The organism is Porphyromonas levii (assembly GCF_018206105.1).
Taxonomy (GTDB): domain Bacteria; phylum Bacteroidota; class Bacteroidia; order Bacteroidales; family Porphyromonadaceae; genus Porphyromonas_A; species Porphyromonas_A levii.
This window is the reverse complement of sequence record NZ_JADRGN010000001.1, coordinates 80,105-100,906: the sequence shown is the minus strand read 5'-3', so window position 1 is coordinate 100,906 and position 20,802 is coordinate 80,105. Positions and strand designations below refer to the sequence as shown.

The 20,802-nt window shown below is 47.9% G+C and carries 16 protein-coding genes; 9 read left to right on the top strand and 7 right to left on the bottom strand.

Annotated features, from left to right (window positions below; genetic code table 11):
• The first annotated feature begins 5 nt into the window (after window positions 1–5).
• The 3 genes from IX315_RS00415 to yihA are packed head-to-tail and all read left to right on the top strand — an operon-like array spanning window position 6 to window position 3,762.
• Entirely contained in the window at window positions 6–2,189 is a 2,184-nt protein-coding gene (locus tag IX315_RS00415; RefSeq protein ID WP_211837071.1) for a cation:proton antiporter, read from the top strand.
• Between the two features lie 7 nt (window positions 2,190–2,196).
• On the top strand, window positions 2,197–3,165 hold the full coding sequence (locus IX315_RS00410) for a diacylglycerol/lipid kinase family protein (protein WP_134849145.1): 969 nt from the start codon (window positions 2,197–2,199) through the stop codon (window positions 3,163–3,165).
• A 6-nt stretch (window positions 3,166–3,171) separates the two neighbouring features.
• Complete coding sequence (gene yihA / locus IX315_RS00405) at window positions 3,172–3,762, top strand: ribosome biogenesis GTP-binding protein YihA/YsxC (protein WP_018357451.1); 591 nt, start codon at window positions 3,172–3,174, stop codon at window positions 3,760–3,762.
• Window positions 3,763–3,904: 142 nt separating this feature from the next.
• Here the strand turns inward: yihA and IX315_RS00400 are convergent, their stop codons facing one another.
• From IX315_RS00400 to IX315_RS00385, 4 genes are all read right to left on the bottom strand, one after another.
• Complete coding sequence (locus IX315_RS00400; protein ID WP_134849146.1) at window positions 3,905–5,065, bottom strand: cytochrome d ubiquinol oxidase subunit II; 1,161 nt, start codon at window positions 5,063–5,065, stop codon at window positions 3,905–3,907.
• 13 nt (window positions 5,066–5,078) lie between these two features.
• Window positions 5,079–6,665 (bottom strand): cytochrome ubiquinol oxidase subunit I, encoded by a 1,587-nt coding sequence (locus IX315_RS00395; protein WP_211837070.1) that lies wholly within the window; start codon window positions 6,663–6,665, stop codon window positions 5,079–5,081.
• A gap of 40 nt (window positions 6,666–6,705) precedes the next feature.
• On the bottom strand, window positions 6,706–6,999 hold the full coding sequence (locus tag IX315_RS00390) for a DUF4492 domain-containing protein (RefSeq protein ID WP_018357454.1): 294 nt from the start codon (window positions 6,997–6,999) through the stop codon (window positions 6,706–6,708).
• A gap of 209 nt (window positions 7,000–7,208) precedes the next feature.
• The gene (locus IX315_RS00385) at window positions 7,209–7,826 is read right to left on the bottom strand and encodes a porin family protein (protein ID WP_018357455.1); all 618 of its coding nucleotides are present in this window, start codon (window positions 7,824–7,826) and stop codon (window positions 7,209–7,211) included.
• A 615-nt stretch (window positions 7,827–8,441) separates the two neighbouring features.
• Between IX315_RS00385 and IX315_RS00380 the strand changes: the two genes are divergently transcribed.
• Genes IX315_RS00380 through IX315_RS00355 form a run of 6 tightly spaced genes read left to right on the top strand, consistent with a single transcriptional unit; the run spans window position 8,442 to window position 16,380 of the window.
• On the top strand, window positions 8,442–9,599 hold the full coding sequence (locus IX315_RS00380) for a 1-deoxy-D-xylulose-5-phosphate reductoisomerase (RefSeq protein ID WP_211837069.1): 1,158 nt from the start codon (window positions 8,442–8,444) through the stop codon (window positions 9,597–9,599).
• A 15-nt stretch (window positions 9,600–9,614) separates the two neighbouring features.
• Complete coding sequence (gene rseP / locus IX315_RS00375) at window positions 9,615–10,934, top strand: RIP metalloprotease RseP (protein ID WP_211638168.1); 1,320 nt, start codon at window positions 9,615–9,617, stop codon at window positions 10,932–10,934.
• 2 nt (window positions 10,935–10,936) lie between these two features.
• Window positions 10,937–13,321, top strand: a complete 2,385-nt coding sequence (locus IX315_RS00370; RefSeq protein WP_211638167.1) for an endonuclease MutS2 — start codon at window positions 10,937–10,939, stop codon at window positions 13,319–13,321.
• Window positions 13,322–13,326: 5 nt separating this feature from the next.
• Window positions 13,327–13,893, top strand: a complete 567-nt coding sequence (locus tag IX315_RS00365; RefSeq protein WP_018357459.1) for a DUF4924 family protein — start codon at window positions 13,327–13,329, stop codon at window positions 13,891–13,893.
• Entirely contained in the window at window positions 13,880–14,803 is a 924-nt protein-coding gene (locus tag IX315_RS00360) for an SDR family oxidoreductase (protein ID WP_134849151.1), read from the top strand. Before IX315_RS00365 ends, IX315_RS00360 begins: the two co-directional genes overlap by 14 nt.
• A complete protein-coding gene (locus IX315_RS00355) occupies window positions 14,800–16,380 on the top strand; it encodes a peptide chain release factor 3 (RefSeq protein WP_018357461.1) in 1,581 nt (526 codons plus the stop codon). The genes IX315_RS00360 and IX315_RS00355 overlap by 4 nt, the downstream gene beginning before the upstream one ends.
• Window positions 16,381–16,399: 19 nt before the next feature.
• On the opposite strand, the gene IX315_RS00350 is transcribed toward IX315_RS00355, so the two are convergent.
• The 3 genes from IX315_RS00350 to IX315_RS00340 all read right to left on the bottom strand — a co-directional run bounded on the left by IX315_RS00350 (window position 16,400) and on the right by IX315_RS00340 (window position 20,574).
• The gene (locus IX315_RS00350) at window positions 16,400–17,083 is read right to left on the bottom strand and encodes a DNA alkylation repair protein (RefSeq protein WP_018357462.1); all 684 of its coding nucleotides are present in this window, start codon (window positions 17,081–17,083) and stop codon (window positions 16,400–16,402) included.
• Between the two features lie 5 nt (window positions 17,084–17,088).
• Window positions 17,089–18,753, bottom strand: a complete 1,665-nt coding sequence (locus tag IX315_RS00345; protein ID WP_018357463.1) for a formate--tetrahydrofolate ligase — start codon at window positions 18,751–18,753, stop codon at window positions 17,089–17,091.
• A gap of 270 nt (window positions 18,754–19,023) precedes the next feature.
• On the bottom strand, window positions 19,024–20,574 hold the full coding sequence (locus IX315_RS00340; protein ID WP_211837068.1) for an Ig-like domain-containing protein: 1,551 nt from the start codon (window positions 20,572–20,574) through the stop codon (window positions 19,024–19,026).
• Window positions 20,575–20,802: the final 228 nt, after the last annotated feature.

Genomic DNA, 20,802 nt, shown 5'->3' with positions numbered 1-20,802 from the left:
TTATAATGAGTAAGTGGCGCAATAACCGAGACTTGATATACTATGGTCTTATGCTCATAGTGGGTGTCGTTGCGGTTATCCTCCTTACCCTAGTTCCCGACCCGAGTGCGGTGCCTACAGGAGGAAATGGTACGTTTGGAGAAGCGTTTGGGATCTTTCTAGACTTGTTCAAGGGGCATATAATCTCTCCGTTTGGATTGCTATTACTCCAAGTAATAGTCATCCTTATCTTTGCGAGAATAGTAGCTTGGTTTTTCACTAAGCTAGGTCAACCCTCCGTTATCGGAGAGATATTAGCGGGAATTGTCCTTGGTCCTTCTGTGATGGGTTGGCTATGGCCAGAGGGATTTCAGTTCCTTTTCCCCAGTGCGAGCCTGCACAACATCTCCCTACTGAGTCAGTTCGGTCTTATCTTCTTTATGTTTGTCATAGGGATGGAGCTAGATCTCGACGAGATACGGAAGCAGCTTCGCAAGAGTTTCGTCATCGCACATTCGGGCATCGTGGCACCTTTTATACTAGGAGTGATGGCGTCCATTATCTTATATGATACATATGGAGGGGAGAAAAGTTCGCTTCTCACCTTCGCTCTCTTCGTAGGCATATCACTTAGCGTTACCGCTTTTCCCGTACTCGCTAGGATTATTCAGGAACAAGGCAAGATGAAAGACCCCATTGGCGTCCTCTCAATGGCGAGTGCTGCCAATGGCGACATTACTGCTTGGTGCTTGCTTGCGGTGATAATGGCTATCGCTCAGGCGGGGTCACCACTTAGCGCTCTCTTCACAGTGCTCTTCGCTGCGGTGTATATGCTGGTGATGTTCCTCATCGTACGCCCTGCATTTGCCGTGATAGGTAGCGCCTACAATACCAAAGAAGTTGCGGGCAAAGGTATCGTGGCTCTTGCATTTGTTGTCCTACTCATCTCCTCTTATGTCACCGAGATACTTGGGTTGCATGCCCTCTTCGGAGCGTTTATAGCTGGAGTGGTGATGCCTACCAATCTGAACTTCCGTCACATGCTCACCGAGAAGGTTGAGGATGTCTCCCTTGCCGTCTTCCTTCCCTTGTTCTTCGTCTCTAGTGGTCTCTCCACACAGATAGGGCTACTCAATACACCTGCTCATTGGTGGGTGACCTTGGCCATCACCCTTGTGGCAATACTTGGCAAGGTAGGTGGCACATACGGTGCGTGTCGTGTAGTGGGAGAAACGAGGCGAGACAGCCTATACATGGGCGTCTTGATGAACACGCGAGGGCTAATGGAGCTCGTTATCCTATCCATGGGCTTGCAATTGGAAATCCTTTCTCCTGTGATGTACGCGATACTTGTTATCATGACCTTGGTTACCACCTTTATGACCACGCCTATTCTCCACCTAGTGAATAAGCTATGGCCGGCAAAGATAGTGAAAGCGGTGAAGGATGGCTTCCACATCCTCTTCTCCTTTGGACGTAGTCGTACGGGCATTACCATGATGAGAATCGTGGAGAGCTTCTTCCCCAAGCTCCAACAGAAGATAAACCTTGTGGGGCTTCACCTTACCATTGGTAGCGATACCAGTTGGGGAGACGCAGAACATTATCGTGCTCAGAGTTTCGCACCCATTCAGTCGCACGCCGACAACCAAGGGTACGACGTCGAAGAGTATTATGAGGTGACCGATAACCCCATTCAGTCTATTGTGAAAGCAACGAAGGTTACGCAGACCGACCTACTCCTCGTAGGTGCTAGTCTGGAGCTCTCCACCAATCCAGAGGATAAGGATATACGGGCAAAGCGCGAACGGTTTGTCAATCGTTTTGGTCGGACTTTGGCTTCGGCAACAGAGCTATTCAACGTCCACAACCTTTTCAAAGACAAGACTAACGACTTCGTTAGTATCACCAACTGCGCTGTAGGCGTGGTAATAGACAGAGGGTTGGCCGAGCCAGCACGGAGCATTTCGGTGCTATCCGATAAGCATAAGAGCGGCTTCAAACTGCTCTCTGGGCAGCTCCTTGCCGACTCCCATGCCGAAATACACCATTATTTCTATCCCGATATCGCGAAGGGAGATTACAGTTTTGCCGACCATGACCTCTTGATCATGCCTTACCCACTGTGGATAACCCTCAAGAGCAAACACCCCGATATTGTAGATAAAGTGCCTACCACCTTACTCCTACAGACTCATTATTCCCACTAATAGTCCCATGAAGTATCTACTTATTGCCAATCCGGTATCTGGACCGAAGAGCGATAGCATGCCATTGCTGGGCAAAGTTGTCGCCAAGATTGCCGCCGAAGGTCATGTGGTGACCTTACATGTGACCGAAAGAGAGGGTCACGGCTACGAGATTGCACAGTCTGCTCTGCACTCCGATTACGATGTAATAGTGGCAGTAGGGGGAGATGGTACAGTGAATGAAGTTGCCCATGCACTAGTGCATTCGGATAAAATCATGGGCATTATCCCCAATGGCAGCGGCAATGGGCTCGCCAGAGAGCTGATGATTCCGATGGATGCCATGAAGGCTGTGGATACGCTCCTCAGGCATGAAGTGGCTACGATAGATACGTGTAGAGCCAATGACGAGCCCTTTTTCGTCACCTGTGGCATAGGTTTCGATGGCAAGGTATCCAAGAAATTCGCCAAGAGTGATATCCGAGGTGTCGCCACCTATGTGCGTGAAGTGATCTCGGAGTACTTCAGTTACAAGCCACGTCAGTACCATCTATTTGTCGACGACTACGAAGTCACAGCCAAGGCTCTAGTGATTGCGGTCGCCAATGCCTCGCAGTACGGCAATAACGCATTCATTGCACCCAAAGCAAGCATGGATGATGGTGAGCTCGACGTGACTATTCTCAAGGACTTCCCCACGGGCGAAGCAGCAAAAATAGTCCTCCAGCTCTTCTCCAAGGAGCTCGCTAAGAGTGAATACACCTCCTTCTTCCGCGGGAAAAAGATAGAGATAAAGGTGGATAGCCCCGTCAATTACCACGTTGATGGTGAGCCCAAAAGCAAGAGCGATCACTTGGTGATAGAGGTCATCCCCGCATCGCTGAGGGTGCTTCATGGAGGGGAGAAAGACAGAACCAAGACGGTCTTTGACTTCTTCAAGGACGCTACCAATAGTTTTCAAGAAGTAACAGAGGATATGACCGACCTATTTAAGTAAAGAAATATGGATATTACAAAAGCAACATTCGCAACCAGCAGCTCCAAAACAGAAGAGTGCCCCACCGATGGGCGCATGGAACTCGCTTTTATCGGCAGGTCTAATGTCGGGAAATCGTCTCTGATTAATATGCTCACCAACGCCAAAGGCTTGGCAAAGACTTCGTCTACCCCGGGTAAAACCCAGCTGATTAATCACTTTTTGGTCAATGATAGCTTCTACATTGTCGACCTCCCAGGCTATGGTTATGCCAAGGTTCCAAAGGGGATGAGAAGTAGTTTCAAGAGCATGATCTATGGTTATATTCTGAGTCGTGAGCAGTTGGTGAACCTCTTCATCCTCGTAGACGTCCGCCATGATCCCATGAAGATAGATATAGACTTTATCAATGAGATGGGCGAAGCAGGTGTTCCTTTTTCCATTGTCTTTACCAAGGCAGACAAGCTCTCGAAGTCGGCACTCAAACTGCACGTAGAGGCGTACCAAAACGTACTTCGCGAGAGCTGGGAAGAGTTGCCACCTATCTTTGTTACCTCATCGGAAAAGGGCACAGGAAGAGAGGAACTAGTAGCCTATATCGAGCAGATATTGAAGTGAGCCAGCACGCGCTCCTAGAGGAGGGTTTGCGTAGCTAGAAAAAAGGGTCGACCTTTTCAGTGAAAAAGGTCGACCCTTTCTGCGAAAAAGGTCGACCTTTTCTAGAGAAAGGGTCGACCTTTTTATCGAATACCCAAAAGGGTTAGTAGTGATTACCCTTCTTTAGCTCCTCCTTATCCAGTTTGTGGAAGTCTAGTTTGCGCCATGCATAGAAGATATAAGCTAGCACAAATGGAATCACTAGCGAAGCATACGCCATTACCTCAAGGGTGTATGTGCTGGAGCTACTATTGCGGATGGTGAGTGAACTCTGGAGGTCGGCAAAGGATGGGTAGTAGGCGGTATTGTGCCACCCTGCAAGTAGGAATAGGGTAGTGACTACCACTACTACGCCTACGCCCTCATACCAAATGCCCTTCACGAAACCATCCTTCACGATGGTCATGCCGATACCATAGAGGACAGCCACCACACCGAGCAATAGGAGCACCAAGAGTACCGGTTGCTCTATAAGGTTGTGGAGGTACTTGTACTGCTCCATCGATACCGACCCAGTGGCTGGGTCTACTGCAAAGCCATTGGCAGTGAGTAGATAACCTAGGAACGCGAGGAAGAATACGAGGAAGATAAGAGCATTGGGCACTAGTCTCTTCCGAGCCGCCACGCGTACCTCGGGCTCGCGGATGTTATTGATAAAGTAGAGCAGGCCAGTGGTGCGCGCCAAGAAAAGTACCGCTAGCCCAAGCACAAGGTTCCAAGGATTGAGCACAGCCTCTAGCCCGTGGAGCATCATCCCATCGAAAGGCATCCAGGTAGATACCGATAGATTGCCACCTAGGTTGGCGATGTTGCTTCTGTCGATGACGAAGTTGGCTCCTGTGAAGAACGTACCTACAGCGGCACCAAGCAGAAGAGGGCCGAATACACCATTTATAAATAGCGCCCATTGGTAGCTCTTCTTGCCCCAAACGTTGCCCTTTTTGTTCTGGAACTCAAAGGATACAGCTTGTATTACGAAGCAGAAAAGAATCAGCATCCACACCCAATAGGCTCCGTAGAAGCTGGTGGAGTAGAATAATGGGAAAGCCGCAAAGAACGCACCACCAAAGGTTACCAGCGTGGTGAACGTAAATTCCCACTTGCGACCAGTAGAGTTGACCAGCATTCTCTGCTGGAGAGCGTCCTTAGAGAGGGAGAATATAAAGGACTGACCACCCTGCACGAATAGCAGGAATACAAGCAAACCACCGAGGAGGGATATCACAAACCACCAGTAGTCTTGTAGCATAATAAATTTATCCATAGCGCTTTCTCAATTATTGCTCTACATTCGTTATGTTCTCTGCCTCTGTATTAGGCCCTTTCTTGATAGCATTTAGCATGATACTCAGCTCTGCAATGAGCATTACCGAGAAGAGCACAAGGAAGAGTATAAAGGTTGTCTTCACAGCACCGGCGGCGATATTGGATACAGCAGCCTGCACTGGTAGCGCATTCTGTATGGTCCATGGCTGACGTCCAACCTCGGCTACCACCCAACCACATTGGCTTGCGATGTATACGAGCGGTACACTCAGGATGAGTACCCATGAGTACCAGCGCATATTGGCAAACTTCTCACGGTCTTTCTTAATGAAGAATATAGGCAATAGGCAGATGAGGATGAAGAGCATCCCCAAGCCTACCATTGTCCTGAAGCTGTAGTAGAGCATGGGTACATTAGGGATTAGCTCCTCTACGCTCGACATATACCCGTATCCGAAGTGCTCCATATTGGCATCGAGGATGCCCCTTTGGATCTCAGCTTCAGCCTCATTGCCAATCTCCTTGGCTGCTCGGTAGTCGGCAAGTGCTTGGATTGCCATCTTGCCTCTCTCTATTCGCTCACTCGCAGGTAGAACTACTGTGCCATCGTATGCCGTGTAACCCTCTAGGATGTCCTTGATACCTGGGACAAATGCACTAGGGTCGTTGTATGAAAGGATTGAGAGACCATAAGGTAGCTCTATATTGAGCCCTGCGAGGTAGTCTGGTTTGTCGCTCGCCCAGTCGGTCTTCTTCTTATCAGGGTTTACGATACCAAAGGCACTGAGCGGAGCTTCTGCGCGCCCTACGTACATGTTCTCCATCGCAGCCAGCTTCATAGGCTGGTGACTAGCTACCTGTCCGGCAGAGAGATGCCCTGTGAAGGCGGTGATGACGCTCGAGATAAGCCCCAACCAAGCTGCAAGGCGGATGCTCTCAATGGCAAACCTTTGGTTCTTCTTCCTTAGTAGATAGTAGGCACTGATACCCATCACCACAATCGAACCAAGAATCCAACTACTGATAACGGAGTGGAAAAACTTAACCACCGCTACAGGAGAAAAGGCTACATCCACAAAGCTCACCATCTCGTGGCGAACCGTATCGGGATTGAAGACCATACCCTGTGGGTACTGCATCCAAGCGTTGGCTACCAAAATCCACCATGCCGACATTGTGGCTCCAAAGATAGTGAGCCAAGTAGCGGTGAGGTGGAACTTCTTGGAGACCTTGCCCCAGCCAAAGAACATAATAGCAAAGAAGGTGGCTTCCATAAAGAAAGCAAACATGCCCTCAATCGCTAGCGGCGCTCCGAAGATATCTCCTACGAAGTAACTGTAGTTAGACCAGTTGGTGCCAAACTGAAATTCTAGTATCAAACCAGTAGCAATACCGGCAGCGAAGTTGATGCCGAAGACCTTTTGCCAAAACTTGGCAGCCTCTTTCCAGAAGTCGTCACCCGTGCGGTAGTACTTCGTTTCGGCAAGCGCCATCACGATACCCATTCCCAATGTGAGGGGAACAAATAGCCAGTGGTACATCGCCGTCATCGCAAACTGCATGCGCGACCAATCGATAAGTGTACTCGTTAGTAACATAGATGATTACGTGATTATTAAGTTGTGTTATTATTGTCTCTTACTTTTGTCGCTGTTCTGGAGCAAAAACCTCATGCCCATCAGTCGCCGCACTCCTCTGCTTCAGTTCGTTCACAATATAGTCGCGCTTCCCTTCCTCTGTATCAGATTTTTGTTTCAGGAAGTTTGGGAAAAAGAAAAGCTTCAGTACCCCAAATAGAATCAATAGCTTGATGATATTGAGTATCCATAGTGGTTTGCCCCATGTCATAGACTTCAAGCCCTCTTTCCAGAGCCGAATCACTTGTGGGAAAAAGCCTCCCCATTCACGTCCCTTGCGCTTCTGCTCTTCCATGCTCCTTTTATTATAATTATTCGGTAATGCTTCTATTCGGGTGCTAAATTAGAAAGACTTCGGCATATCACCAAATATTTAACACACTAAGTTGCGTAAATTTCACATTTACACACCCTATTTGCGATTAATGCAGAAAAGAGGTGCGCCCTAACTATTTTGCTTTGCAAAATGTGGACACACCTCTTTCGTTGCTTAATTACCCGCTCTTAGAAGAGTAGGCGGGCGGTAACAGAGAATCCTTTCTCTCGTGTGGAAAGGAAGTCATTAATCACTTTCCCAGCATTCTCGAACTTATAACTATCAGTCATTGCGGCATTGAAGGTAGCAGAGAGCTGTAGATACCTCAGTACCTCCACACCGATACCAGCATTGAGGTTCACTCCGAATCTCTGAGCTTTCACATCTTTGATAGCATCAATATTCAGTGCCTCTACATTGGTGTTGAGTGCGAAGTTGAAGCTCGGACCGGCAATCACGAAGAAGCGAGCAGCTGGGATGCTGAATACATAACCCTTTACATTGACAGGCACCTCGATAAGGTTGCTCCTAAACTTAAGTATCTCCTTGCTAGCCTGCTCCATAGAAGAGCCCTTCTGACTATAAAGAAGCCCTGCTTCTATAGCTACAGGGAAGATAGGAAGCTCATACTCTACCATTGGTCCAATGTGAAAGGCGGTAAAAAGGTCACTCTTGTAGTCTGCGGCCTTAGTGCTAAACTTACTGAAGTTGGCACCGCCCATTATACCCCAACGGAAACCACCTTGGGCATTGGCACTTATTGTGCTAGCGAGTGCGATGATAGCCACCGCAACCATAGTAATCATTCTTTTCATAAATAATAAACCTCTTTATTTGTTCAACAAAATAAACCGTTTGCCACAAAGATACTATTTTTCGTAAGCCGAGCCACCTTCGCATCAGGGAAAACGCATTAGTAATGACAATTAAGGGGCATATCAGAAGTGATTTGTTATGGTTTAGGTGAGTTAATTAGACCTGTATGAAGTCATCTTTAGCTCTGTTCTCCTTCTGAAAAAGTCAACCACTTAGTGCGCATAGTCAAGTAAATTAGGAAATAGTAGTCAACAGACCAGTGAAACCTCAGGCACGTAAGGTCAACTAGATAGTTAAATTGCCCCGAAAAAGGTCAATTAATTCAGGAAAAGACAGAGATAGTAGGGGAGAAAAACCTTTCACCGCTACCCGTTGACCGCTCTCAGTATACCGCATGACCATTTAGTATATACTAATTGATCGGTTTAATATATACTAATTAGGTGAATTAATATATATCAAATGGAGTGATTAGTATATATTAAATGGTCATGTGCTCTATAGAGATGGCTTGGGGTGGATAGGTGAAAGGCTTATGGAATAGATATCATGCGGTTGGCGAATAAAATGGTAAATTTGCGCCTACTATATACAGATACGGAGAGATGAGAAAAGTAACAATATTGGGCTCTACTGGTTCGATTGGTACCCAGGCACTGCAAGTGGTAGAGCGTCACACAGAAGAACTCGGGGTGTATGCCCTAGTGGCGAATAATAGTATAGATCTGCTCGTTGAACAGGCTCGGAAGTTCCACCCCGAGGTGGTCGCTATAGGTAATGATAAGTTGGTTAAAGAGCTGAAGCGCGCCCTGAAGGGTGAACCCATAGAGGTGGTGGCGGGAAGGCAGGCTATCATAGAGCTTTCTGCCTCGGTAGAGGCTGATGTAGTGCTGACTGCCATGGTCGGCTTTGCGGGTTTGGAACCCACAATTAGTGCGATAGAGTCGGGACGTATCATTGCTCTAGCAAATAAGGAGACGCTAGTGGTGGCTGGAGACCTTATCAAGCGCTTGTGCAAAGCGCATGGATCTATGATTTTGCCCGTAGATTCGGAGCACTCAGCTATATTTCAGTGTCTAGTGGGGGAGCAGATGAAAGAGGTGGAGAAGATTTATCTAACGGCATCTGGTGGTCCTTTTGTGGATATGGCGATAGAGCAGCTTTCGCAGGTGCGGGCTAAGGATGCCCTAAAGCATCCCAATTGGTCTATGGGCCCAAAGGTGACGATAGACTCTGCCACGCTGATGAATAAGGGTTTGGAGATGATTGAGGCACACCACCTATTCAATGTAGCCCCAGAGGCTATCGAGGTTGTGGTACACCGCCAGAGTATTGTACACTCTATGGTGGGCTATCGTGATGGTAGCATCAAAGCACAGTTGTCTTATCCCGATATGCGGCATCCAATAGCTTACGCCCTGCTTTATCCTCATAGGCTGGAGGGGCACAAGCCTTTACTAAAAGTGGAGGATATGGCTAAACTGACTTTCGAAGCTCCAAGGCGAGATGCTTTCCCATGTCTCGACCTCGCCTATGAAGCGCTTCATAGAGGCGGCACTAGCCCTTGTACGATGAACGCTGCCAATGAGGTGGCAGTGCAGAGGTTCTTACAGGGGCAGATTGGCTTTACAGATATTCCTAAGGTTGTGCGCTATACGATGGATAAGGCTCCTGAGCGCAACGTGTCTAACCTTGCGGTATTACAGGATGCCGATGAGGTGGCTAGAGGCATAGCGCAGGCGTGGTACAGTGGAATCAAATAACTAAGAAATAAATCAATGGGTATACTGATAAAGGTCATACAACTACTCTTATCCCTCTCTATTCTCGTCTTTATTCACGAGCTGGGACACTTCTTTTTTGCTCGGCTGTTCGGGATTAGGGTAAATAAGTTTTTCCTTTTCTTCGACCTAGGAGGGAAGGCTCTTTGGCACCATAAGCCTAAGGGGAGCGATACGGAATATGGTGTAGGTTGGTTGCCACTCGGAGGGTATTGTCAGATAGATGGTATGGTGGATGAGTCGCTCGCGGTGGAGGGGCTAGAGAGCGAACCAGAGCCCCATCAGTTTAGAAGCCGTCCTATATGGCAGCGCTTCTTAGTGATGATTGGCGGTGTCCTATTCAATGTTCTACTCGCAACCCTTATCTATGGTGGTATTGCTTATTACTGGGGTAGTGAGAAGTTGCCGCTAAAGAATGTAGGCGACAATCTTGTGTACTCATCTGTAGGACATGAGATGGGTTTGGAGGATGGTGATCTCCCTGTAGCCGTTGACGGCAATGAGCTCAAGTACTTTGAGGGTACACTGCTTCAGGAAATCGCCAATGGAGAGCAGCTTACCGTGCTTCGTGATGGGGCTCAGGTAGATATCGAAATCCCCGTAGACTTTATGCGCGCTGTGCTGGCTAGTGGAGAGACCTTCTTCAGGATGGATATGCCGGCATTGGTAGATTCTGTAGTGATAGGCGGTGCAGGAGCATCTTCAGGTATTGAGAAAGGGGATAAGATTGTGGCGGTCAATGGTACACCGATGGATAAGTTCTCCCAGATTATGACTAAACTACAGGAGCTTAGGGGCGATAGTCTTACGCTTTCGCTCCTCCGTGGGGGAGAGGTGATTGCTATACGTACCTATTCCGACTCTGAGCAAGGTATAGGTATTGCTTTTGCCACACCCAATAAGATATTCATAACGGAGCGCCAGGAGTATGGTCTGCTGGCATCTATCCCCGCAGGTGTTCGCGAAGCCTATAGGCAGGTTGTGAGTTATGCCGACCAATTGAAGTATGTGGCGACGCCCGAAGGAGCTCAGAGTCTTGGTGGGCTTGGTACAATGGGTAGTCTATTCCCTTCTACCTTCGACTGGAGAGCCTTCTGGGGCATGACGGCATTTTTGTCGGTCATCTTGGCGGTGATGAATATACTACCTATCCCCGGATTGGATGGCGGTCATATCATGTTCCTTATCTATGAGGCTGTAGCGGGTCGCCCACCTTCACTTAAGTGGCAGACACGTTTTCAGATTATTGGTATGATATTGCTGCTGCTACTTGTGCTCTACGCTAATGTCAATGACGTGATAAGGTTCTTATTCTAGAAGTGGAGCAAGTCAATAGTCTAGGTGTGCTGGAGCAGAAACTGGAGTTCGGACAACTTCGGCAGGAGCTTCGCACCCTTTGCGACAATGAGATTAGCCTCTTCCTCGTGGAGCGTATGGCATTCCTGCCCGATGGGAAAGAGTTGAGAGGAAGATTGGATCAGCTGTCCGAGATGATGACACTTTTGGTCTCGGGAGCAGAGGTGCCCAGTTTTCGTTTCGGCGCAATAAGGGAAGCGTTGTTGTCGCTTCGCCCCGAGGGAAGCTATCTACCAGTAGAGTCCCTTCGCCCTCTACGCGACCTCTTGGCGTCTGTAGTGGAAACCAAACGTATGCTGGAAGAGCGAGAGGAGGATTATCCTGAACTGTATCGGCTGGCTGAGCGCTTAGATGATCTAGTGGATATACGGAGGCGTCTGCACAACTTGATTGATGAGGAGGGAGAAATCAAGGATACTGCCAGTCGTACCCTCAGGGAGATTAGAGTGGAGCTTCGGCAGCTGCGAGGCTCGCTCGGGCAGACCATGCAGGGTATACTGCGCTCAGCTCAGGCGGCAGGTTGGGTAGAGAAAGATGCTACCCCAGCAGTGCGTGATGGACGCTTGCTATTGCCTATCATACCATCTGCCAAGAGGGAGATAGGGGGCATAGTGCATGAAGAGTCGTCTACTGGGCGTACCCTCTATCTAGAGCCGGAGCAGATGGTGGTGATGAACAACCGTATACGAGAGAAAGAGGGCGAGGAGCTGAGGGAGATCGTCCGACTTCTAAAGGACTTTAGCGTGTACGTGAGGAGGGATATGAGGCAGGTACAGCAGGATTGCCAGCTTATAGGTATCTTCGACTTTAATAGAGCGAAGGCTAGACTTGCAGAGCGGTTAGAAGCTATTGTGCCACCGATTGCGGATGATGGTATCAGTATGGAGTGGCAGGTGGCTAGGCATCCTCTTTTGGAACGCCACCTTAGGGAGCAAGGACGTAAGCTAGTGCCCCTAACGCTTAAGCTAGATGGTGAGCAGAGGATACTACTCATCTCGGGACCTAATGCGGGCGGTAAGTCTATTGCGCTCAAGACGGTGGGGTTGCTCCAGTATATGCTGCAGTGTGGGCTAGCGGTGCCGATGATGGAGCACAGTGAATGTCGCTTCTTCGACAGTGTATTTATCGACATCGGTGATGCACAATCGTTGGAAAATGATCTTAGTACCTATTCCAGTCACTTGCAGAATATGAAGCGTGTACTTCGCGAGGCGACGGACAAGAGCTTGATACTGATTGATGAGTTCGGTTCGGGTACCGAGCCTACGATAGGTGGAGCTATAGCGGAGGCAGTACTAGAGCAGTTCCGACTACGAGGGAGTTTCGGGGTGATTACGACCCATTACGGTAACCTCAAGACCTATGCCGAGCTTCACGACGGAGTGGTGAATGGCGCTATGCTCTTTGATAGGGGCAAGATAGAGCCTCTCTACGAACTGTATATAGGACAGCCAGGGAGCTCATTTGGTCTGGAGGTGGCACGAAAGATAGGGATGCCCTCCGAGATTATCGACTATGCGAGTACTTTGGTGGGCTCGGACTACTTGCAGCAAGATAAGTACCTCCAAGATATCATCCGTGATAAGGCGTACTGGAAGCGTAAGCGAGAGGAGGTAAAGCGAGCAGAGCGCTCCTTGCAGGAGAAGCAAGCGAAGCTCGATGAGCGCCTAGAGGGACTTACTCAGAAGCGCAAAGGATTGATAGCGAAAGCTGAGCAAGAAGCGCTACAGATAGTGAGTAGTGCCAATGCCACTATTGAGCGAACCATCCGTGAGATAAAGGAGGCTAAGGCGGATAAGGAAGCGACCCAGCAAGCTCGTGCTAAGCTGGAGAAGAAAAAGGAGCACCTACACCGTAAGCAGAAGGCAATAGCTATGCCCAAACCTAAGAACCAGCCTATAGAAGTAGGTAGTCGGGTGACCCTCGAGGGGGGTAATGAGGTAGGTGAGGTTGTAGAGATCCAAGGCAAGAAGGTGCGGGTACGACTGGGGAACCTCACTATGTCGGTGGCGTTGGATAAGCTCTTGCCTACTCAGAGAGCGACAACGGAGGTAGTGGCTAGGAAACCACAGATGATTTCGGAGCAGGCCAATGAGAGGAGGCTCAACTTCAAGCCTCAGCTCGATTGTCGTGGCATGAGGGTGGAGGAAGCACTGAGTAGCGTGACTCAGTTTATTGATGATGCTAATCACTTCGGTTACTCTCCAGTCCGTATATTACATGGTACAGGGACTGGGGCACTGAAGCAAGCCATTGGAGATTACCTGAGAGGAAACCCTCAGGTTAAGCACTTCGAGGATGAACATGTAGACCTCGGAGGGGCAGGTATTACAGTAGTAACACTATAGATATTATGATAGTAGCAGAAACGAAGAGGAGAGAAAACGTAGCCGAGTATATCCTCTATATGTGGCAAATAGAGGATATCATCCGTGCATTGGAGCTAGATGATGCTAAGATTAAGGAGTATGTGAGCCAAGGTTATCAACTAGACCAAGAGCGGATGGATCAGGTGCTGCTTTGGTATCTAACGCTTGCCGACCAGATGAAGGAGCAAGGGATTACCAAGGTAGGACACCTGCGAGCGCTTAATGAACTTATGGATGAGCTGCAAGAGCTATCGGCTAAGCTCCTGAGGGAGCCAAGCCAGACGCTTTATTCGTCTGTATACTTTCAGACTCTGCCTAGCATTATCCAGCTGAGGGAATTGAGCGGAGGTGAGAATATGGGCGAGATAGAGAGTTGTTTCGTAGGTATCTATGGTTACCTTACTCTTAAGGCAAGAGGCGAAGAGGTTACTGAGGCTACCGAGGGCGCAATAAAGCAGTTTAGTACCTTCTTGGCTATGCTCGCCGCACGGTTTAGAGAGGTGGAGGAGGGCGAGCTTACGCTAAATTCTATTCCTGATGACGAGGAGTAAGAAGGTGTGGGTGGCAGGGGCTGCGGGTCAGCTTGGGACAGCCATTCAGTCGATAGCTAAGGGAGAATTCCCTTGGCTAGAGATTTTACCGACTACTCGAGCGGATATGGACTATACTAGTCCAGTGGAAATAGCTGCTTTCTTTCGAGAGAATAGACCCGATATAGCGGTTAATTGCATCGCCTATACCAATGTGGATGGCGCTGAAAAGGAGTACGAGATAGCCAAAGTAGCTAATGCAACTATTCCAGCAACGATTAGTTCTATGCTTGCTCAGGAGCATCTGCCACTTATCCATGTGAGTACGGATCATGTCTTTGGTGGGGATAAAAGGCAAGTAGGAACGCCTTTCACTGAGGAGGGTACGCCTAGCCCTGCTAATGCCTATGCCTTGTCGAAGTACCTGGGAGAGTATGCTACAGGGCTGTTCGAGGTTCCCTTGTATTTGCTCCGAACCGCTTGGCTTTATGGTCCTGAGAGCTGGAAGAATAAGAGCTTCTACAAGAGTATTCGCCGTAAGGCACTAGAGGAAGGTGCACATGGAGGTACGCTAAGGGTGGTTACTGATGAGATCAGCACCCCTACTAGTGTATTTACTCTGGCTAGGGTGATACTCAGTATCGCCACTCTATATGGCTCCGAAGAGGAGCTCCCTGTGGGAGTATATCATGTGTGTGATAAGGGAGAAGCCTCTCGACATGCCTTTGCCGAGGCAATTGTAGCGCTTGATCCTAGGACTGCTCACCTGAAGGTAGAAGAGTGCCTGCAGGAGGAGCTAAGCCTTCCAGCGCGTCGCCCCCAGTATAGTAAGTTAGAAACGAAAAAGATAGAACACTATTTCCCTACGCTGATACGCCCATGGCAAGAAGCTCTTAGGGAGATCTACCATTACGATAATCCAAAGCAATGAAATACAATGTAGAAGAGATTAGCCGCCGCCGTACCTTTGCCGTCATCGCCCACCCTGATGCCGGTAAGACTACTTTGACTGAGAAGCTCCTCCTATTTGGAGGGGCGATCCATGTGGCAGGGGCAGTGAAGAGTAATAAGATCCGTAAGTCTGCGACTTCAGACTGGATGGAGATAGAGAAGCAACGTGGTATCTCCGTAGCCACTTCGGTAATGGGGTTCGACTATGAGGGCTACAAGGTGAATATCCTAGATACCCCAGGTCACCAGGACTTCGCTGAAGACACTTATCGTACGCTTACTGCGGTGGACTCGGTTATTATCGTAATAGACGGTGCAAGAGGTGTGGAAGAGCAGACACGTAGGCTAATGGAGGTGTGTCGTATGCGCAAGACGCCTGTGATAGTATTCGTCAATAAGATGGATAGAGAGTCGCAAGACCCATTTGACCTACTCGATATGGTGGAGGAGGAGCTACAGATTAAGACTACTCCGCTTACTTGGCCAATTGATTCAGGTGACCGTTTCAAAGGGGTTTATAATATCTATGATAAGGAGTTGGAGCTCTTCTCGGGCGCCGATAAAAGCCATATATCTGAGCGTATTCAGGTAGATCTTAATTCGGATGAGCTACTGAATTATGTGACAGAAGCGCAAGCAAAACGACTCAAAGACGATCTCGAACTTATCGGAGGGGTATATCCCGAACTAGATGTACCTACTTACCTTAGAGCTGAGCTCGCTCCAGTCTTCTTCGGCTCTGCACTCAATAACTTCGGAGTGAAGGAACTTCTCGATACGTTTGTTAAGATTGCACCATCGCCTCGTTCCGTACAGGCAGAAGAGCGACTAGTGGATCCTTATGAGCAGCCACTTACTGGCTTCATCTTTAAGATACACGCCAATATGGATCCTAACCACCGTAGCTGTATTGCTTTCCTCAAGATATGTTCTGGGAAGTTTGAGCGTAATACCTATTACACCCATGTAAGACACGGCAAGCAGATGAGGTTTAGTTCGCCCACCGCCTTTATGGCTCAGAAGAAGGAGATAGTGGATGACGCTTATGCCGGAGATATAATCGGTCTGCCCGATACGGGTAACTTCAAGATCGGTGATACCCTTACCTCAGGCGAGGTACTCAACTTCCGCGGTCTTCCTAGCTTCTCTCCTGAGATGTTTAAGTATATTGAGAACGCCGATCCACAGAAGCAAAAGCAACTGCAGAAAGGGCTCAATCAACTCATGGACGAGGGCGTAGCGCAGATGTTTACCAACTCTTTCAACGGTCGTCGTATAGTGGGTACAGTAGGTCAGTTACAGTTCGAAGTCATACAGTATCGTCTACTGCATGAGTATCAAGCAAGCTGTAGGTGGGAGCCGATTAGTCTTTACAAGGCTTGCTGGCTATCTTGCGATGATCCCGCAGTACTAGAGGAGTTTAAGCGCCGTAAGATGCAGTACATGGCGGTGGATACTCAGGGACGAGACGTGTACTTAGCTGATAGTGGTTACCTCCTCAATATGGCAAAGGAGGAGTTCCCTCAGATAACTTTCCACTTTACCAGTGAGTTCTAAGTCCTCTGTGTTTATTGTCTCAAGGGTGACGGAAGGAGTCGCGGAGCTTCTGGCGATACTTCTGTAATAGAGTGGGACTGGTAACAGAGTGGGGTACTTCGGGGTGGGTGATGCTCAGCTCTGCCAAGAGCCACGCATTAGCCATCTCTATGTAGTAGTCTCGGTCTGCCTGCAGCTTAGTGATATGAGCGAGTGCAACTTCAGGCACTACCAGCTTGTACTTGACTAGCGGAAGGAAAGCGACAATAGTGAGCCTGCGTGCAAAGGGGTTAACGTCTTGGCTGTAGCGCTCAATAGATGCCTCCACTTCTGCAAGCGCACCCTGTTGGGCAAAGTGTCCTAGAGCATCTTTGAATAGATCTGCTGTCGCCCAGCCATCGCATAGGGCGTAGAGAATCGACAACGCTTTAGGGACTTCCTCGGTAGCCGTTACTTCCTGAAGTACGAGCCCTAGGAGCATTTTGTACTCGTAGTGCCTCCTAGCTTTGTCTAGCAATAGGTCGATGGCATCATCGTAGGTAAGGAGCTTTGCTATTCGTTTAGCGCTCTTGCGTATCACCGGCATGCGGATGCCGAGAATGCTCTCAGGGTCTGACGAAACCTTGAGTTTAATATTGAAAGCCCTATAAGAAAGGTCGGCAGTAGAGACGAACTCCTCAAGGAGTCTCTCTACTGCCGACCTCTTGTCTTGCAGATCTTGCATAAGGATTAGCTTAGTCCCTCGATGATACCATCCACGATATCCATCTTCATCGCTGCTGGTTCCTTAGGGAGACCAGGCATACGCATGATACTACCCATGATTACCACGATGAGTTCAGCTCCTGTATTGACGACGACATCCTGAACCGTTAGCTCAAAGTCAGATGGTGCTCCATACGCCTTCGCATTATCTGTAAACGAGTATTGGGTCTTCGCAATACATACTGGGTACTTATCAAAGCCCTGCTCCTCTAGCTTCTTAATCGCCTTCTTCGCTTTTAGCTCGTACTCCACGCTCTTTGCACGATATACATTCTTAGTAATAGCCTCCACCTTATCGGTGATGCTCATATCGAGGTCATAGAGGTACTCAAGCGGCTTGGAAGGATTATTCTCCACAGTATCTACTACTATTCTAGCTAGTTCCTCTGCGCCCTTACCACCCTCACTAAATGCGGTATTAATAGCAAATGGTATCCTATTAATCTCACAGTGCTCACGAATCACAGCAATCTCCGCATCCGTATCGGTAGGGAACCTATTGATAGAGACGATAACACTCTGTCCGAACATACGGAGGTTCTCCACATGACGATCCAGATTAGCAAATCCCCTCCTTAGTGACTCCATATCCTCTACCTTAAGGTTCTTCTCATCGCCACCGCCGTGCATCTTGAGCGCTTGTGCTGTAGCAACAAGTACAGTTGCCTTTGGCTGTATCTTAGCGTGTCGACACTTGATATCAAAGAACTTCTCTCCACCTAGATCCGCACCGAAGCCCGCCTCTGTAATAGCGTATTCGCCATACTTCAGCGCCATCTTAGTTGCCATGATCGAGTTACAGCCATGAGCAATATTCGCAAATGGACCTCCGTGGATAAAGGCTGGCGTATTCTCTGTAGTCTGAACTAGGTTAGGGTCGAGCGCATCCTTAAGTAGAATAGTTAGGGCACCACCTACGCCTAGATCCTTTACAGTAAATGCCGAACCATCCTTTTTGTAACCAACCAGTATATTATCAAGACGACGGCGGAGATCCTCAATATCTGTAGCCAGACAGAGGATAGCCATAATCTCAGACGCAGGTGTGATATCGAACCCTGCCTCTCTAGGTATGCCGTTAGAGATACCACCCAGGCCAGTAATCACATTGCGGAGACTGCGGTCATTGACATCCAATACCCGCTTCCACACAATAGAGCTTAGGCCATTCTCATTGTTGCGGTTCTGATAAGCATAGTTATCAACTAGTGCTGCAAGTGTATTATTTGCGGTCGTAATAGCATGGAAATCGCCTGTGAAGTGGAGGTTGATTTGATCCATCGGTAGTACTTGAGAGTAACCACCGCCAGCGGCACCACCCTTCATGCCGAATACAGGACCAAGCGATGGCTCGCGCAGTGCTACAAAAGCCTTCTTCCCAATCTTATTAAGACCTAAAGCCAAACCTATAGATACGGTAGTCTTACCATTACCGCTCTTGGTAGGAGTAATTGCTGTTACGAGTATTAGGTTGCCCTGTTGGTGCTCCTCCTTGAGTAGGTTGCTATCTACCTTCGCCATATAGCGGCCATAAGGTGAAATCTTATCCTCAGGTATACCTGCCTGCTCAGCGATTAGGTCAATCTTCTTGAGCTCCGACTCTCGTGCTATCTGGATATCTGTTTTCATCCGTTTTCTCGTAATATATCGTTATTATTCTGCTTCAACTCTCTCTCGTATGTATAACAATTATAATACCTAAATGTTTTCTTCTCGTAGATTCAAGTCGCAATTGTGCGTTATGTGAGAAGGAGTGATTGTTTTTTGAACCTTCTTTTGTATTCTTCTGACGAAATGTCCCTCAACTACAGACTAAACAAGAAAGCCCCGCACAAGGCGGGGCAAGTCTCTTTATTATTTCATTGAGCAGTGAATAACTATTGTCTCACTGTTTTTTGCTTACTTCTTTTTTTTTACTTCTTTGACTATGACCTTGATGGTCTCTTCAATACCATACTCTTCCAGTTTTATCCTAAGAGAGAAGGAGCCAGCACCATCATACGAGACGCTCCCATCGAATCCTGCGCTTACTATAATACTACCAGTTTCATCTACTATCTCCCTTGCTCCGACAAGGTTTTTAGTCTTTTCCCCTGTTGTCGTATCTGTAATGTCTACATATATAGAGAACTTGTTGGTGGAGGCTGAACCTGACCTAATATATTCTACCTCAATAGTCTTCTGTTTAAGGATCTCAGTTTTTTCTTCCCCAGAAAGAATGTCCCTTTTGACCATGCGAAGGTCATAAGTATACTTTTTAGCATCCGATTTTTTATAGACAGAGACGGGTATCCCATGGTGCTTTGGTTTACCATTTATTGTGACTGAAATTTGTGTCTCGCCAACACTCTCTCCTTTTACCAAACCATCCGGAGTAACGGTAGCAATCTCCTCGTTAACACTCTTAAATTCTATCTTGACCTTATCCTTAGGTACCCCATTATAATCAATCTCTATCTGAGCAGTCTTGCCTTCCTCAACCTTGATACTTCCTGTTTTGATAATTATCTCTTTGTCAGATCCTCCGCCTTCTTGGGACTTTGTCACGTTTATTTTGCACTCAGCTTTATTGCCATTTGGTAGCGTTGCTGTAATAGTCGCTTCCCCAGGCTTTACTCCCGAGACTATTCCAGTGGATTTATCGACAGTAGCTATCTGAGGGCTAGAGGATTCCCAGCTAGGATCAAGTTCCTCCGTCGGATCATCGCCTTGGGTAATATTCACCTCTTCGTCCAGATCCAGAGTTTTCCCCGCCTCTAAGTTGTAGGATGTTTTCTTAAAAGTAATGGTAGCCTTCTTCGCCTTTTTGGGAGATTGGGACTTTGTCACGTTTATTTTGCACTCAGCTTTATTGCCATTTGGTAGCGTTGCTGTAATAGTCGCTTCCCCAGGCTTTACTCCCGAGACTATTCCAGTGGATTTATCGACAGTAGCTATCTGAGGGCTAGAGGATTCCCAACTAGGATCAAGTTTCTCCGTCGGATCATCGCCTTTGGTAATCTTCACCTCTTCTTTCAGATTCAGAGTTTTGCCAATCTCCAAGCTATAGGATGCTTTCAAAAAAGTAATGGTAGCCTTCTTCGCCTTTTTTGGTTTAGGCTCAGGGGTAGGCTTGGGCTCTTCTTTCTTCACCACCGTAATAGCGCAAGACGCTTTGTTCCCACCAGAGAGTACTGCAGAGATTATCGCTTTGCCTTCCCCCACTGCTTCTACTTTCCCTTCTGAAGTTACGGTAGCGACTTCCTTCTTGTCTGTTGTCCAAGAAACCTTCTCTTTGCTGGAAGCCGGTGTAATGGTAGCAACAAGTTCTAAGGTCTCTCCAACCTTAAGCGAGTGGGACGTTGTGTTCAAAGCCACTTTTGCAGGCTCTGGTTTCTTATCATTCCTCCCGCAAGACACCGCTGACACCGCAGCGAATGTAAGTAGTAAAAGTGTAAATAGCTTCTTCATGATATACAAGAATTTGTTTGTTTTGATGATTAATTGTGTTCTTCTAGACTGAAATAACCGGGCGAGGTGCGTCCCCCACCCATTACGATTACCCCAATCCGATATTCTTTCGCAAAGATAAAGCATTAATTAGGATAGGTCAATACCCTTTTGTAGGTATTTTAAAGGAGTTTCTTTGAATGAAGTTATAAGTTGAAAGATCAGATTACTAGATAACAAAGTCAACTA

Coding starts and splice junctions, on each gene's coding strand:
- IX315_RS00415 (WP_211837071.1), top strand. CDS start 6: ATGAGTAAGTGGCGCAATAACCGAGACTTGATATACTATGGTCTTATG.
- IX315_RS00410 (WP_134849145.1), top strand. CDS start 2,197: ATGAAGTATCTACTTATTGCCAATCCGGTATCTGGACCGAAGAGCGAT.
- yihA (WP_018357451.1), top strand. CDS start 3,172: ATGGATATTACAAAAGCAACATTCGCAACCAGCAGCTCCAAAACAGAA.
- IX315_RS00400 (WP_134849146.1), bottom strand. CDS start 5,065: ATGGATAAATTTATTATGCTACAAGACTACTGGTGGTTTGTGATATCC.
- IX315_RS00395 (WP_211837070.1), bottom strand. CDS start 6,665: ATGTTACTAACGAGTACACTTATCGATTGGTCGCGCATGCAGTTTGCG.
- IX315_RS00390 (WP_018357454.1), bottom strand. CDS start 6,999: ATGGAAGAGCAGAAGCGCAAGGGACGTGAATGGGGAGGCTTTTTCCCA.
- IX315_RS00385 (WP_018357455.1), bottom strand. CDS start 7,826: ATGATTACTATGGTTGCGGTGGCTATCATCGCACTCGCTAGCACAATA.
- IX315_RS00380 (WP_211837069.1), top strand. CDS start 8,442: ATGAGAAAAGTAACAATATTGGGCTCTACTGGTTCGATTGGTACCCAG.
- rseP (WP_211638168.1), top strand. CDS start 9,615: ATGGGTATACTGATAAAGGTCATACAACTACTCTTATCCCTCTCTATT.
- IX315_RS00365 (WP_018357459.1), top strand. CDS start 13,327: ATGATAGTAGCAGAAACGAAGAGGAGAGAAAACGTAGCCGAGTATATC.
- IX315_RS00360 (WP_134849151.1), top strand. CDS start 13,880: ATGACGAGGAGTAAGAAGGTGTGGGTGGCAGGGGCTGCGGGTCAGCTT.
- IX315_RS00355 (WP_018357461.1), top strand. CDS start 14,800: ATGAAATACAATGTAGAAGAGATTAGCCGCCGCCGTACCTTTGCCGTC.
- IX315_RS00350 (WP_018357462.1), bottom strand. CDS start 17,083: ATGCAAGATCTGCAAGACAAGAGGTCGGCAGTAGAGAGACTCCTTGAG.
- IX315_RS00345 (WP_018357463.1), bottom strand. CDS start 18,753: ATGAAAACAGATATCCAGATAGCACGAGAGTCGGAGCTCAAGAAGATT.
- IX315_RS00340 (WP_211837068.1), bottom strand. CDS start 20,574: ATGAAGAAGCTATTTACACTTTTACTACTTACATTCGCTGCGGTGTCA.